The sequence below is a fragment of the Zhongshania sp. genome (genome assembly GCF_041623545.1).
Classification (GTDB): Bacteria; Pseudomonadota; Gammaproteobacteria; order Pseudomonadales; family Spongiibacteraceae; genus Spongiibacter.
Genome location: NZ_JBFJWS010000019.1, coordinates 1 through 14,788 on the forward strand (window position 1 = coordinate 1; position 14,788 = coordinate 14,788).

General features: G+C 48.1%; 13 protein-coding genes. 4 read left to right on the forward strand and 9 right to left on the reverse strand.

Annotated features, from left to right (window positions below; translation table 11 throughout):
- Positions 1–420: 420 nt before the first annotated feature.
- Positions 421–1,614 (forward strand): ATP-binding protein, encoded by a 1,194-nt coding sequence (locus ABYT30_RS04495; protein ID WP_373079113.1) that lies wholly within the window; start codon positions 421–423, stop codon positions 1,612–1,614.
- A 1,053-nt stretch (positions 1,615–2,667) separates the two neighbouring features.
- Here ABYT30_RS04495 and ABYT30_RS04500 read toward each other — a convergent pair.
- The 9 genes from ABYT30_RS04500 to ABYT30_RS04540 all read right to left on the reverse strand — a co-directional run bounded on the left by ABYT30_RS04500 (position 2,668) and on the right by ABYT30_RS04540 (position 10,791).
- Positions 2,668–3,402 (reverse strand): 4'-phosphopantetheinyl transferase, encoded by a 735-nt coding sequence (locus ABYT30_RS04500; protein WP_373079110.1) that lies wholly within the window; start codon positions 3,400–3,402, stop codon positions 2,668–2,670.
- A gap of 4 nt (positions 3,403–3,406) precedes the next feature.
- On the reverse strand, positions 3,407–4,114 hold the full coding sequence (gene arsH, locus ABYT30_RS04505; RefSeq protein WP_373079108.1) for an arsenical resistance protein ArsH: 708 nt from the start codon (positions 4,112–4,114) through the stop codon (positions 3,407–3,409).
- Positions 4,115–4,200: 86 nt separating this feature from the next.
- Positions 4,201–4,914 carry a cupredoxin domain-containing protein gene (locus ABYT30_RS04510; protein WP_373095421.1) on the reverse strand — a complete coding sequence of 238 codons (714 nt, stop codon included), beginning with the start codon at positions 4,912–4,914 and terminating at the stop codon, positions 4,201–4,203.
- Positions 4,915–4,931: 17 nt separating this feature from the next.
- Positions 4,932–5,825: a PepSY domain-containing protein gene (locus tag ABYT30_RS04515; protein ID WP_373079104.1), complete on the reverse strand. Its 894-nt coding sequence runs from the start codon at positions 5,823–5,825 to the stop codon at positions 4,932–4,934.
- A gap of 20 nt (positions 5,826–5,845) precedes the next feature.
- Complete coding sequence (locus ABYT30_RS04520) at positions 5,846–6,451, reverse strand: FMN-binding protein (RefSeq protein WP_373079103.1); 606 nt, start codon at positions 6,449–6,451, stop codon at positions 5,846–5,848.
- Positions 6,452–6,470: 19 nt separating this feature from the next.
- Positions 6,471–6,932, reverse strand: coding sequence for a group 1 truncated hemoglobin (locus ABYT30_RS04525; protein ID WP_373079101.1), 462 nt, complete (start codon positions 6,930–6,932; stop codon positions 6,471–6,473).
- Positions 6,933–6,973: 41 nt separating this feature from the next.
- The gene (locus ABYT30_RS04530; protein WP_373079099.1) at positions 6,974–8,023 is read right to left on the reverse strand and encodes a DUF3034 family protein; all 1,050 of its coding nucleotides are present in this window, start codon (positions 8,021–8,023) and stop codon (positions 6,974–6,976) included.
- Between the two features lie 874 nt (positions 8,024–8,897).
- Positions 8,898–9,953 carry a hypothetical protein gene (locus tag ABYT30_RS04535; protein ID WP_373079096.1) on the reverse strand — a complete coding sequence of 352 codons (1,056 nt, stop codon included), beginning with the start codon at positions 9,951–9,953 and terminating at the stop codon, positions 8,898–8,900.
- Positions 9,954–9,978: 25 nt separating this feature from the next.
- Positions 9,979–10,791 carry a sterol desaturase family protein gene (locus ABYT30_RS04540; protein WP_373079095.1) on the reverse strand — a complete coding sequence of 271 codons (813 nt, stop codon included), beginning with the start codon at positions 10,789–10,791 and terminating at the stop codon, positions 9,979–9,981.
- A gap of 131 nt (positions 10,792–10,922) precedes the next feature.
- Here ABYT30_RS04540 and ABYT30_RS04545 point away from each other — a divergent pair, with 131 nt between their 5' ends.
- The 3 genes from ABYT30_RS04545 (at position 10,923) to ABYT30_RS04555 (ending at position 14,766) form a co-directional block, all read left to right on the forward strand.
- Complete coding sequence (locus tag ABYT30_RS04545) at positions 10,923–11,609, forward strand: TetR/AcrR family transcriptional regulator (RefSeq protein ID WP_373095424.1); 687 nt, start codon at positions 10,923–10,925, stop codon at positions 11,607–11,609.
- A 35-nt stretch (positions 11,610–11,644) separates the two neighbouring features.
- On the forward strand, positions 11,645–12,664 hold the full coding sequence (locus ABYT30_RS04550; RefSeq protein WP_373079092.1) for a DUF2804 domain-containing protein: 1,020 nt from the start codon (positions 11,645–11,647) through the stop codon (positions 12,662–12,664).
- A 245-nt stretch (positions 12,665–12,909) separates the two neighbouring features.
- Entirely contained in the window at positions 12,910–14,766 is a 1,857-nt protein-coding gene (locus ABYT30_RS04555; protein ID WP_373079090.1) for a S8 family serine peptidase, read from the forward strand.
- Positions 14,767–14,788: the final 22 nt, after the last annotated feature.

The following is a 14,788-nucleotide window of genomic DNA, read 5'->3' on the forward strand; positions in this document are numbered from 1 at the left end:
GCAATTCCCCAGAACTGGGGAATTGCTGCGCAAATGAGAATTAAGCGACTTTGGGCGGGTAAACGAGAATGAGAACGAGAATGGCGCTGTTATGCCCTTAGAATGGAGTTTCTAGGGGGCAACCTTGATCTATATGAATTTAGGCGCTGCGCCAAATACCCAATCCATCGGGTAAGAAGTTTAAGTCACGGCCATCGCGCAATTCATAGCCTGACTCGCACTGGCGAGGCCACCTGAAGCGCTGCTATTCTAATTGGCAGGCTGCAGAGCAGGGCTTCATTGAGTAAATTTACGACGCTGATTCAATGGCTCATTTTTACCATGCGGAGTGTCTAGAGTGACAGGGGCTATTCAGAGGCCTGTCATTTCTGCCCAGCTATGGACTAAACTAATTTAACTTGCTCTCCGGATTTAAGCATTATGATAAGTGCCGCGCTTCACCCCCAAGAAACAGAGCGTCTCGAAGAGCTGCTTCGTTACGAAGTATTGGATACTGAAGACGAAAAAGCGCTTGATGAGCTAACTACCTTGGCTAGTGTCATTTGCGGCACGTCTATCTCCCTTATCTCTCTGGTGGATAAAGATCGTCAGTGGTTTAAATCCCGGGTAGGTCTTGATACAAGGGAGACTCCAAGGGAGGTTGCCTTTTGTTCTCATGCCATATTGCAAGACCAATTGTTTGAAATGCCAGATACCTTAAATGATGAGCGCTTTTTAGATAACCCTCTTGTGACCGGTGGGCCGAAAATTCGCTTTTATGCAGGTGAGCCACTGGTGAGCTCAAACGGTTTGCCGATTGGCACCTTATGCGTCATTGATCCCGAACCTAAAAAATTAAATAACAAACAGCAGCTCGCATTAAAAACTCTCGCCAAACAAGTGATTAGTCAATTAGAGCTGAGACTCCATAACCGCCATTTACAGCGCATGCAAAAAGATCAGCAGCAAATATTTGCGGTTCTGTCTCATGATTTGCGCTCCCCTTTCACGGGAATTTTGGGTTTATCAAAAATTCTGCATGCAAAAGCAGAGACCCTAAAAACAGAACAGCTGGCTCAAATGGCTGATGGGATATTAGATTCGTCACTAAAAGTGTATCAATTATTAGACGAAATTTTACAGTGGTCTTGTAATCAATTGGGAGCTATTCATGTTGAGTTAAAAGCTACGTCTTTAAATCCATTGATCGTAGAAACCCTGGATTTGATGAAAGACGGTTTTGAATTGAAAAATATTAATATCACACACGATACAAATGAAGATTCAGTTGCCATGGTGGATGTGAATTTAACGAAAACGATTATCCGAAACTTATTGGCAAACGCTATTAAATACACTCCAGAGCAAGGCAGCATACACATTGAAACTCAAACTATTGAGGGTGAGGTGCAGCTAGCCATAGCGGATACAGGAACAGGGGTCCCCGTAGACATAGCAGACGAGCTATTTAGTGAATGTGTAAGTAGCCAGTGCGGCACAAAAGGGGAGCCAGGCCATGGTTTGGGTTTAAGTTTATGCGGCGATTTTGCGCGTAAGCAGAAGGGCTACCTATCCCTTGATAAGGAATATACAGATGGGGCAAGATTAATACTACACCTTCCTAGCGCCCATTAATTGTAAGCGGATATTAAATCCCAAAGTGTAAGTTTACTAAACTGAATCGGTTCCGTATGGGTATTCACTGAGTATTATAGGTCGAATATCGACATCATGGATGTGTGAATTTCGTCGGGGGGCGAAGGTCATGAGAATATTCACTTCCTGCAGAATGATGAGGTAACTATTGGGAGGGTCAGAATTCTTGGTACGTTACTGTGGGCTGATTAAGATCTCTATGGGAATAAAAATCTGGCCATGAACATTGCTGACCACCGCCTGATATCCAAAGGATATGGGAAAATGCGGGCACTTTTTAGTGCAGGGCAAGCCGAATAATTGCACCGTAGGTCTAAGGGGTGGCTTGTCCGTGAACATAGCAAGCCGTGGGAGGAAAAACTATCGTCGTGACACATCATGCTTCGAACCCCCAATCCGTTGACCGTCGATTTCGTAATGACTCGCTGACACCAGCCTTTGTTTCAGATTTGTCTGGGATATTGAAGGTACATTGCATTGACCTTTGGGTGCGTGGACACATGCATAACACGTCTGACTAAGTCGTACACGGAACACGAATTATATGTCACTCGCAAGGGTATCTAGGCTCAATTGAAACGGCGGATTTTCATGAAGGGTTAGTCGTCGAGATATAGGGGGATGGCCGCTCAATCCCTAGTGATTGTTTGGGTAATAGACTAACGATAGGCTATATTGGTCGCGCAAAAGGTCAGTCAATTACGCCTAACGAACCAAGGCGAGCGGGTGTTATTTACTCCTTTAAAATCAATTTCTTCCATATTTTAATTTGGGTGAAGTACCCAAAATAAAAAACAATGGAAGATGGCAATTACAAGCAATAATCTATTCTCAATTACAATAGTTCCCCCGTATTTTTAATCAGTTAGAATAGCCCGAATTCTAATTTGTGCAGTAATTCCCAGAGTTGAGTTCGCTTGGGTTGTTTGGGTGAGAGGTCGCCGGACGGATGGTTCTGTTGGCCATACGCTTTACGCTGGCCGATAAAACGTCGTTAGATTCTAGTGAGCGATTTTAGTGATAGAGCTTTGCCTAAGCGTTAATTTGATTTGGGCCGAGTGAAATATGGCTGAGTACACGACCATCGGTGAGTTGGTAATAAACCCGCAGTGGGTGATTGATGCCAATGGGGGTGGCCAGTTGCGACGAAAACTGAAACTCTAAATAGTGCTGCCTTGGATTGACTGCGCAGAGCTTGGCCGCACTGAAGCCAAAGAATTTTCGAATAAAAGGATAGAGTGCTTTATAGATGCTTTCCTTGGCGGAGAAACACAGGCTTAAACCGTAATTAAGCTCTAGGTTCGCAGCGCTGATGATACTGTACTCGTTTTCATCGATGATTTTTGGCCACAGTTTTGCGGCTTTTTTTGGTGTGAGGATCTCCTGGCAGTCAATGCCAATTGCGCGTAGCTTGCTAGTTGGTGCAAGCGCGCAAACAGCAAAGTTATCGGTGTGGCTAATACTGCCGATGAATCCATTTGGCCAGTCTGGGCAGCGCTTTTCGTCGGCGAGCACGTCGAACTGCTCCACGCCAAAGTGGCGCAGCGCCAGTGCGGCGAGATAGCGACCAGCAAAATACTCGGCTTGCCGTTTGCCGCTTGCCCGACGGATAGTATCCGGTAGGTGGGTCCCAGTTAAGTCAAAGAGCATTTCGTTAAATTTGTCGACTTTGAAAGTCCCAGCCACTACAAGAGCATGATCTAGGCGCTGGTCCGGCGGGGCTAGGTGGAGAAACTCTGTGAGTGGCGCGGGCGGTTTATCGCTCATGGCATCAGCCGCGAACACTGAGCCGCTGGCGCAGGGCTTCGGCAGATTCCACGCGCTCTGAATAGCGGTCGACTAAAATGTCCTTTTTGGTTCTGAGTAGCAGTGTGAATTTAACCAGCTCTTCAATAACGTCTACAACTCGGTTGTAGTAGGCCGAGGGTTTCATGCGGTCATTGTCATCAAACTCTAGCCAAGCTTTGGCAACAGAGGATTGATTGGGGATGGTAAACATCCGCATCCAGCGTCCTAAAATGCGCATTTGGTTCACGGCGTTGAATGATTGCGAGCCGCCGTTAACCTGCATCACGGCCAAGGTTTTGCCTTGGGTTGGTCGGACCGCGCCAATACTCAGTGGTATCCAGTCTATTTGGGCCTTCATAATACCGGTCATGGCGCCGTGGCGCTCCGGTGAGCACCACACCATACCGTCGCACCACTGGGCAAGCTCGCGCAACTCGACGACTTTGGGGTGGTCATCACCACTGTCGTCGGGCAGGGGGAGGCCCGATGGGTTGTATATTTTTGCCTCGGCGCCGTAAAAATTTAGTAGGCGTGCGCATTCCTGGGCAAGCAGGCGACTGAATGCGCGGTCACGCAAGGAGCCGTACAGAATTAAAATTTTAATCGGCGTGTCATCACTGACAGGTTTTAATAGTTGCTCGGTGTCGATGGCTGTTAAGGCGTCGGTGTCGCAATTGGTGATGTCGGTCATAGGCTAGGGCGGTATGGTAGAAAGAAGGGCCTAAGTTTGCCCTAGCCAAGATAGTGGATCAACTCTGGCGTTAAATAAGTGCACACTTATTCGACGATAATTTTGCCGGACATTTTATTGCCATGAATACCGCAGATGTAGGGGTATTCTCCGGGCTTATCGAAACGATAACTAAAACTGGCATCGTGTCTTAGGCGCGGACTGCGGACATTACCAACTTGAATAATGTGATTGGAGCCATCGTGGTTATTCCAGGTCACTTCAGTACCGGCCGCTACGCTAAGGACTGCGGGTGAAAAACGCATAAAGTCGACAATTGATATGGTGTTTTTCTCGGCTGAGATATTTTTCTGAACGGCCTTCGGATGAATTGCCGTGGACGGGATGGGTGTGGGCGACATAGATGACGTAGTGTTCTCGATTACTGGTCTAGGCTTTTTGGCGCTAGCTTGCGGCATACTTGCAGTGTCATATTTAGCGATTATGACCGTTCCTTTCATCGATTTGTGAATGCCACATTGATAATGGTACTCGCCCGCTGCTGAAAAAGTATGGCGAAACTCACTGCCATTTCTTAAACGAGGGCTTTGATGGCCGTCTATAACAATACTGTGACTGGCGCTGTCGTTATTCACCCAAACAACTTCTGAGCCGGGAGTGGCAGTGACGGTATTAGGTCCAAATGCATAGTTTTTAATTTTTACCGGGCCGATTTGAGGTGTCACCATATCGGAGGAAATGGCGGCACCTGCAAACATGATTAGCGCAGCTAATGACGTAAATAATAGATAGATTTTCATATATACCTCCACATCGACTATTTCTTTTGGCGAGCGTTACGCATGCGATTAGTTCGCCATGTCATCCAAATGCCACTAATCGACAGTAAGACGGCGGCAGCGCCGACGAAGTTGATCAGGGTGGAGCCAAATGAACCGAACAATCGACCACTGTGTAGGTCTATTAAGACTTGTTCTAAGGCAACGGTGGGGTGGGCGTAGGGTGCGACGTCGGCTTTTGCATTTTCGTCAAGTTGAGCAAGTGAGGACCAGCTTATGGCCTCGTGATTTTCAACCTCCTGCCAGCTTAAACCGTCGGTACTGACGTAGACTCCTTCCCCTTGTAGCGCTAACAATGATTTGCCATCTTGCTCTAGGCTGCCAATCCCCCGAATATGACCGACGGGGAGCATATAGCCACTGAGCTCTTCAATAAGCGCACCAGCGGGTGATAGCAAAGTCAGCTTGTCGTTGGTGGCAACGACCAGAAGTTCTTCACCGTTATTGTTGATGTCGACAAAGCCCAGTGGCGAGGGAATGTGGCGCTCAAGGGCAATATCATCTAATACGGTATTTTCAGTTGTAGTGACGAGCCAGTGGCCAGCCGAAAAATAGCCACTCTCAGGAATGGTAGTATGCAATCCATAAAGTGACATGAGCGTGCTGGACCCGACCCGAATGGCGTCGAGTCCCATGCTAACGCTCTGGTTGAGTAGAATGCCGCTGAACCCTAGCCAGCCCATAAATATGAAGGCGAAAATACCAAGGCGTTGATGCCACTGCCGCAATAGCAATGAGGTATTGCGCTTAGCCGCTGCCTTTTTGCGCGTCGGGAGGACGGGGTTGATGTCGAGCTTTTTTACACTTGTTGCAAGTGCTTCATCGTAGCTTGCTTGGTCCGCTTCTGCGCGAAGGGCGTGTTGAGTGTTCATAGAGCCTCCCAGAAGGCCGTTTATTTACGACTTAATGCATCTAAGGTAATGGCAGTTCGGGCCATACGTTCCATCATTTGTACCGACAAGGTGGCACCAGTAATATTGTCTACTTTATTGCTTAGCTCGCGTCCGGATGCTTTGGCTCCTTCTAGTTGCTTTAGGAAAGACGGTTCTGCAACTTGCTCGCCACGTGATTCGCGGTAGATCAGTACGCGCGCAGTTTTGATTGCGCCGTTGCTGACAGAAAATCCAGAAGTGGTGGGTACGTAGCCTTCTTTGCCAATATCGTCAAAAACCCACACGGTTTTATTTGCATCCTTCCAGTAGCGAACACGTTGCGATGGAAACGGGCGATTGAATACCGTGCTAATTTCTTGTTGTGCCTTAGCGTCTAAATTAAGTACCACCGGTGCGGGAACCTTGTTGTCAAACATTTCTGCAAGAAAAACATCCGGCGTTTGAAAGGTTTTGTACAACTCAAATGAATTTGCACTTCCTGAGTAAAATGTGGTGATGAGCAGAAAAAACATAAGGTACATTATGTTTTCTGCGTTCAGCGGGCGCCGCGCTACGGCATCTGAATTAGATGCCGTGCCGCCCATTTTTGCAAATGGATAGAGCATGTGTTCTCCCAAGTATTGATCAGCGAGTTACAATCACGCGTTCATACGGCGCCAGCGCAGCGATTAGCTGGTTGCAGGCTTCGTAGGTCACGTTGATTCTTTCGCAGGCGTTGTACGCTGCTTCAACCACAGCGTTAAATTGCGTCACGGTAATACCAAGGTCGGCGTGCGCCGCTGCCATGCTGGCGCCTTGGTAGTTAACATTGCCTCCTAATACCAATTGCTCTAGCTGGGTGTTTAAAAATATCTGGCGTTCAATATTGCCGTACTCCCGGAAGATATGATTAATCCGATTATCCAGCATGATGTAGTAAAACAAGCTCTCTACCCAGTTCCGGACACCTTCCTCGCCGCCCCATTGCTCGAGGGCGTCGTCGTCTAAGGCTGGTAGTGTTGGTGTCTTACCTGTTTGCGCAAAGCTCGGCAGCGCGGCGGTGCCGGCGAGAATTGCAATGGCGATAGTGCGAAATATCGGTTTCATGATGCTCTCCTAAAATCGAGTAGACTTAGCTAATGCCGTGTTTAGAAACTAGCCTGAAGTGATAGATAAAAGCCGTGCTGGTCAGGGGTGATCGTAATGTCGCCAAGCATTGCGTAGGCAAATGTCATCGACAGGTTTTTGTTGGGGAAATAGGCGATAAAGGCATCGAACCAATCACTTTCATGCTGAGTTAAAGTGCCAGATAAATTGCTCATACCCAATGTTTCCAGAGTAGGCTGCAATTCAGTAATATTTAAGCCTCCGATTTCAACACTTTCACCCTCAAGATTGTCGCCGTGCTTGGCCCACTCAACCCCAATAACCGTGTCTTTGCGCAGCAAGTAAGCTAGAGAGATTTCGGGACGAATTTCCTTGTCGTCTCCGCCAGGGCCACCAAATCCAACCAGACCGGTTTGGTTTGCTGCGGTATAGCGCGCGGTAATATTGATCAATGTATTGATAGGAAAGAAAATTTTGGTTGCCGAAATATAGGCTTCCCAATCTTTTGCCTTCGCTGCTTTCAGGGTTTTTAAGAGGTCTTCATTTTCGTTCTTTTTGTAGAAGCCACCGATGGCAATCTGTGGAATAAGATTGTCTGAATCGTAAATGGCTTCACCAAAAACGCGTACCTTGGCGCCTACAATGTCCATGTCAATTGTGGTGTTAAAAGGTTCTATGCCGGTATTGATTGGGGTGCCTGCTAATTGCCCACTGGGACCGCCGGCGGTGTCGGCAATTAAACCGACGGTGTCAAAAGTCGACCCCGTTGTGAGTGAACTCTTTGTATATGACAGCTCGAAACGATCCCAAAAGCCGACCGCTGCGCCCACCGAGTGCAAGGTGTAATTTGCTAGTGGCGCGTAGGTGTAATGAAGGTTTCCGTTAACACCGTCACGGGTTGCGTAACCAGTGATAGTTGCCCAAGGGGTGATACCGCCACCACCGGCGCCGTCAATCATGCTGACACCGCCTGTTGCGAGTACCTTGCCGGTGTTAAACATCTCGGCATGAGTCATATTGCCCGCAAGAATTGCGGCAACGAAGGCTGCGCTTTTAAAAAGACGCAAGCCGTTTTTTTTTGCTTCTTCCATCTTGATGCTCCTAATCAATAGAAAACTACCGTGCTTGAGTAAAGCGCCCCGCGTTTGCAGAAATGTCTAGTAGTAGTGCCGGTACAGAGGGGTTGCAGAAATAAATTTCTCTCGAAAATTACCTTTGCGCTCCAAATTGTTGCCGTTCTAAAACACGCTATCCGTCTTCTTAAGGGTGCATTACTCACTTAGCAATGGGTGTGCCAGAAGGAAAAAATAATTTTTTTCTGTATTTTTTATGAAAGATGTATGCTTTTTATTGGTGCGATAATTTTCAAATAAAGCAGAGGTATTGCGATTTAAGAGGGCGAAATTAATCGCTTAATTTAGGGAAGTTTTATTTTGGATCAATTTTTTAAACGAAGGAGAGTTTTTGGGCATTTTCAAATTTTTTATAATTTCGCCATTTTTTTGAATTCACGCCTCGCCTTAAAATGGTGATTTCTTTGATTGCACAAAAATGTAGCTGTTTTATGGTGTCGTATTTCTTGTGTTTGGTGCAATTTGGGGCGAAATTTGTGTTGAGGGCAATAATTAGCTGGCGTAATGAAGATTATTAAGCACCACTAAGTGTGATGATGGTCACTATTTTCAATAAGAGGGGCGTTTCGGGGTTCTGGGGGTGGAGGCCTATTGCATATTGGCGAGTCTACTATTAAGAGCGAACATATTGAAAAGGTCTATTTTTCTCGGGGCCAGAGTACACAGCGTTACGCGCTTTTTACTTCTGGACCGCAAGTAAATCGTGATGGACTTTGATAATCGGGTAAGGATTTGCCCTGCGGAACTCAGTCTGTGTCGCTTACGGTTAAAAGGCGATGCTGTGGGCGAGCTTCCTGTAATGACGCCCACATTGTAAAAAATAAATTGTGCGCTACCCCTTGTGGTTTATAGGGGTGCTATTGGGGAGTGGGTGGCTTAAGAGCACGATAGCCGTTGTCGCGATAATGGCAACCACTACTGCGATCGGATTGCCAATGGCTAAGCCTTCTTGAGTTAAGCCGTTTGGGGTGAGGGTGAAGAACAGGTCAAATTTTGCAATGTAAATATAGAGGTGGCCTGCTAAATAGATCAAGGGGAAGAGTATCAGCAGATTGTCGCGGGGTTCTGCTGGCCGCCGGAAATTAAATAGAAATACCAAGCCGGCGGCGAAAAATGCCAGTGCGTGGGTTAGGGAGGCTAGCCCAAAATTGGCGGTCCAGGGGGCCATATCCCAGGGCGGCATATTTTTCGAAAAAATATTGTAGGGGATGAATAAAATTGCCCCTAGGACAATAGTCGCCATCGGAATGCTGGCAATGCCGATGTATATCGCGGTGGTGGACTTACCTTGCTGGGGCCAGTCCCAGCATATTTTACGTGCTAAAAACGCGAAGGCACCGGTAAAGAGAAAGAACCAGTGGTAGCTGGTTAGTGGCACGCTGCTAACATAGGGCCATGTCGTTGGGTTGTTGCGGTCCCAGATCCACCAACCTAGTTGCGGACCTAAATTATCAAAGATGAGGTAGCTGAGTCCGGCAAAGAAACCAACGCTTATGGCCTCTACGGCGGGCTTAAAGTTGTAACGCCTAATGGTCATATAGGCATGGTACATAAAGGTTGGGTAAAACAGTGCTATATAAAGTGGCAGGCGGTTGTACAGGAACATCACTGTGAATTCGCCGTGCCAAAAATTCTCGACGGTATAGTACGAGATGATGTCCATAACCAGTCCGTATAGAAACGCGGCAGCTAATGTGTATAGCGCGGCCGGGCTGGCGGTTTTTCGGCTGTGACGAATGGCGTGCATAACAGTAAATATGAAGCCAATCAGCAGTATCACTTCAATGGCCAGGAAGCTCCAATCTTTTAGCGCTGACGGCGGGTTGAGGTAAATAAAACTATTTGTCGCCAGCTCGTTGCGCATGGCGTAAGAAATATGTTCGTTCATAGTGCTCTCTTATTATTGTGTTTAGTTAATATTTCAGTACAGGACCCATGGCACGCTCACCTAAGACTTCGGGTTTGCGCACAATGCCTTGGCCGCCATTAAAGGTTAGTTCGTCGTAGTGGTGGCCCTCGCGGCGAATGGTGTCGTGAATACGGTCAAACAAGCTGCAAGTGAAACCAAAGTTTACATGGAAGTATTTGTGGTGGTCGTCGTGAAAGCGATTGGAGCCGTGCAGGGGAATGCGGGGCAGTTTTATGCCGCAGTGGTCCCAGTAGCCTAAAATAAAGGTCATCGCCACGACGCTCATATACACGCCAATATGCATGGGAATAATAAACGCTGGCAGTGCGATATAAGACGCGTGGGCAATCCACTCTAGAGGGTGCATTGCCGAAATTGTCCAAAAAGTAGGGGTGCTATAGCGGTGGTGTACATAGTGGAAGCGTTTGTAGAACCACGGTAGATGACCACCGGCGTGCATATAGTAGGCGGCGGCTTCAATGAACAGCCAGCACAAAAATAGACTCAGCGCGGTGTAATCCCAGCCGTGTTCGGCAAAGTCGAAATAAAGGCGAGACCAGCCGTGTTCGAATACGCCCCAAGCCAGTACGGCCATAATAATAGTGGCAAGATTGTAGTTGAAAATACCCAGCCACATCGCCTCGCGGTCGAGGCGTTTCGCTAAAAAGCGTTCGGGCTGAATCTTCCAGCGCCGGCTATTATCGCGGTTGCGCACGTAGTACCACCAGTGTACAAGTCCGCCCAGACCAATGAACAGGACGTTGCCCCCGATTAAGCCGATTAAGATGTATTGCCATATAGCCATGCCTAGTTGCATAGAGCGCTCCACCAGCATGCTGGTAATAATTGGAAGTTAAGTTACATCTAAGTAAGTTACTTCCATGTAACTTAATACAAGATGGGCCTTTTGGCAAGGAAGTTACATTGATGTAATTTGTTGGGTATTATGTGGCTTTGATTTATCCAGCGAATATTATGGTCATTCATAAAATGCCGATCGACGCTAAAGGTAAGCCGGCCACGTCGGTGGGCCGACCCCGTGGCAGTAATAAAGAAGACACCATCGCCCGCTTGCTGCCTGCGGCGCGGCAGCTCTTTGCGGAAAAAGGTTATGCGCAAACCACTTTTAAAGATGTTGGGCGAGCTATTGGCATCAGCCATGCGGCGCTATACAGCTACTTTCCTGCGAAACTTGATTTGTATTTGGCGACCTTGGCGGACACCCAGGCGCTGTTGCTCCCCTATTATTTAGATGCGATCGCCAATAGTGGTTCATTGCGTGAGCGTATCGTCGGTGTTTTGTTAGCCTCGGCGGATGCCCATGATCGCGATAGCTCAATAACGGGTTTGCTGGCTGCCGTGCCCATTGAAATTCGTCGACATCCAGAATTGAATGAAGCCTTGATTGGCCAAAATAATGAAGTCATTGAAGTATTGAAAGGGATTTTCGCTGAGGCCAAAAAAACTGGCGAAATTCAGACAGCGGCGTCGTTGGATAATTTGGTCACTGCATTTCTCGGCGGCGGTGTTGGTGTCGCGCTATTTCAATACGGGATGCAAAATAGTGGCTCACTTCGCGAAGCGATGGACGTCTATGTCAGCATGATTGAAGGCCTTATTTTTCGCACTGAGTAATCTGTAATTAAATATAATTCATAGAAGTGAGTCCTATGTCCGCAAAGTCGACATTGATAAATAGCGCAGGTCAGCCTGAATTCGGTTTGTTCCCAAGTGGAGTGAGTGAAGTTAATTACCTTGATTACGACTTGCGCAGCCCTATGGATCGCAAGCTGAGTGGGTGGTCTAAGGAATTTAAACTTAATCAGTTTCAGTTTGTGGCTTTAGTGAGTCCGGAGCTGATCGTCGGTATTGCGATTGTTAATCTAAAGCTTGTTAGCAATGCTTTTGTGTACCTCTTTCGGCCTGCAGATGGCGCATTTGAAGAGTTTAGTTTTGTTCAGCCCTTGGCGGTGAATACATCGATAGGACGGTACCCCAATAATAGCGAGGCACTATTTAGAAAGGGCCGGAATACTGTATCTATTATTGCGGATGGCAGTGCCATGCAGCGCCGAGTCTGTGTTTCCTTAGCGGCGGGGGTTGAGATTGATGCGCAAATTGATGAGTCAGCTTGCGCGCCTTTAGCGATGTGTTCGCGGGCGGGTTACCAGGGCTGGGTGTATACCCAAAAGACCGCGGCACTGCCCTGTCTGGGCCGCGTGGTTTGGCAGGATAAGGCTGTAGATTTGGTGGAGACAAACGCCCTTGCCTCGGTGGACTGGACTGCTGGCTATATGCGGGGAGAAACCTTTTGGAACTGGGCGAGCCTGTCTGCAAGCCTCGCTGACGGTCGGCGTCTTGGTTTGAATTTGGCCGCGGGAGTCAATGAAACAGGCTTTACCGAAAATGCCCTATGGCTGGACGACCGGTTGATCAAGATTGATATGGTTGATTTTCAGTTTGCGCGTTATCAGACTGACAGTCAGTGGCGCGTTAAGTCTGCAGACGGGATTGTCGATTTAGTCTTTACGCCCGCCGGTCAGCGTAAAGAAAAAATCAATGCACTCGTGATTGCATCAAACTTTACGCAGCATTTTGGTGTTTTTCAGGGGACAATTCGGCTGCCAGATGAAGTGATCGAAATACATCAGCAGTGGGGTTTTGCTGAAGATCACTACGCACGCTGGTAGCGCTACGACACAGTTTATTATCTCGCGTGATATAGGTGCTGACGAGTGCCTCGTGTCGCGAAATATTTCGCTTTAGTGGGCTTTGTTTTGTTTATTGAATTAGAGCTCGGTCACAATTCGCATTATTACTCATGATAATTGCCTTGGTTACACTGTTATTACTTCTCCCTTTCGTTATAGTCCTCTGGCGATGAGCCCGACCTCAGTCGGCAAAAATAATTAATCAAAAAGGGGATAACTCGCCAATGAGTATTAATCTAAATCGGCAGCATGTCATTAGCGGCTTTATGCTTCTGTCATTAGCGGCTTGTGGTGGCGGTAGTGGTGTAGATGCGCAGCAAGTTGTAAATGACGTAACTGCTAACGCACGCGTTATAGAAACATCGGTTTCTGATTCATTAGCGTCGGGTGAATTAATTGATGGTCAGTACATTGTGCTACTTAATAAACTCGATGTTGCCGGCGTGGTTACCGCGCCGCTTGATGAGGTAATTTCGAGCCTGCTGGACAGTGTTGGCGGCAATTTGTTAGCAACGTTTCAATATACCTTGCGCGGCTTTGTTGCTGAGTTAAGTCCTGAAGCGGCGGCCTTGCTGGCGCAAAACCCACTGGTGAAATTAGTTGAGCAGGATCGCACTGTGGCGATCGCCGCTACTCAAAATGGTGCAACCTGGGGCTTGGATCGCGTAGATCAGCCGAGTCTGCCTTTAGATGGCAGCTATCAGTACAGCGGGAATGGTAGCGGCGCACATATTTATATTGTTGACACGGGGATGCGTAAGAGCCACAGCGAATTTAGCGGTCGAGTTGGTAATGGTCGCAACTTTGTCTCCAGTGGCGTGCTTTTTGGCAGTACTGATCCGGCTAATACCGAAGATTGTAACGGCCACGGCAGCCACGTAGCGGGCACCGCTGGGGGGACTACTTGGGGTGTGGCTAAGGGCGCTACTTTGCACCCCGTGCGGGTGCTTGATTGTAATGGTTCTGGCAGTAACTCAGGTGTTATTGCTGGTATCGACTGGGTTGCGGGTAACCATATTAAACCTGCCGTCGCCAATATGAGTTTGGGTGGAGGTAATAGCGATGCCCTAGACACCGCGGTTCGCGCTGCGATCAATGCTGGGGTAACTTTTGTAGTTGCTGCCGGTAATGACAATACTGACGCCTGTTCTGGTTCGCCAAATCGTGTCGCTGAAGCCGTCACTGTTGGCTCTACTAGTTCAAATGATGCGCGGTCTTCGTTCTCAAACAAAGGCAGCTGCGTTGATATTTTTGCACCGGGCTCGTCAATTACCTCGTCTTGGTATCAAAGCGATTCTGATACTAATACGATCAGTGGTACCTCGATGGCGGCGCCCCATGTCGCGGGTGCGGCCGCTTTATTAGTGGCGCAAAACCCCTCTGCAAGCCCGGCGTCAGTATTTGCGAGTTTAATCAGCGATGGCGTTAGCGGAAAACTGAGCGGTCTTGGCACTGGCTCGCCTAACCTTCTGCTGCAAGTTGCTGCGGGCGGCGGTGGCACACCTACAGATTTCCCGCCTAATGCGGCCTTCACGTATAGCTGCAGTGACTTGGCGTGTAGTTTTGATGGCACAGCGTCTACTGACGATAACGGTATTACCCAGTATCAGTGGAGTTTTGGTGATGGTGCTGTCGCCAGCGGAGTAAGTGCTAGTCACAACTACGGTGCCGCAGGGACTTATAGCGTTACGCTCACCGTAAATGACGGTGCGGCCCAGCAGCATAGCGTAAGTCAAAACGTTGTAGTTGACCTGCCGGGCTCTGGGCCTTGTCCTGAGTGCGAGCAAACCAGTGGTACTTTAGCTTCTGGGGCGCAGGCCTATACACCGAATAGCAGTGGTTTTAGCAGTAACGGTGGCGAGTTCCGTGGCTTTTTGCAGGGACCTAGCGGTACGGACTTTGATCTCTACCTTGAAAAGCTCGGCGGATTTTTTGTGCAAAGTTGGTCGGTTGTCGCAAGCGGTGAAACAAGCCGTTCCGATGAAACGATAAATTACTCTGGTAATTCTGGCACTTATCGTTGGCGGGTAAAATCTTATAGCGGCGCTGGCGAGTATATTTTGTATACCGACAAGCCCTAAGAAGATCGCGAAACCTAATGCA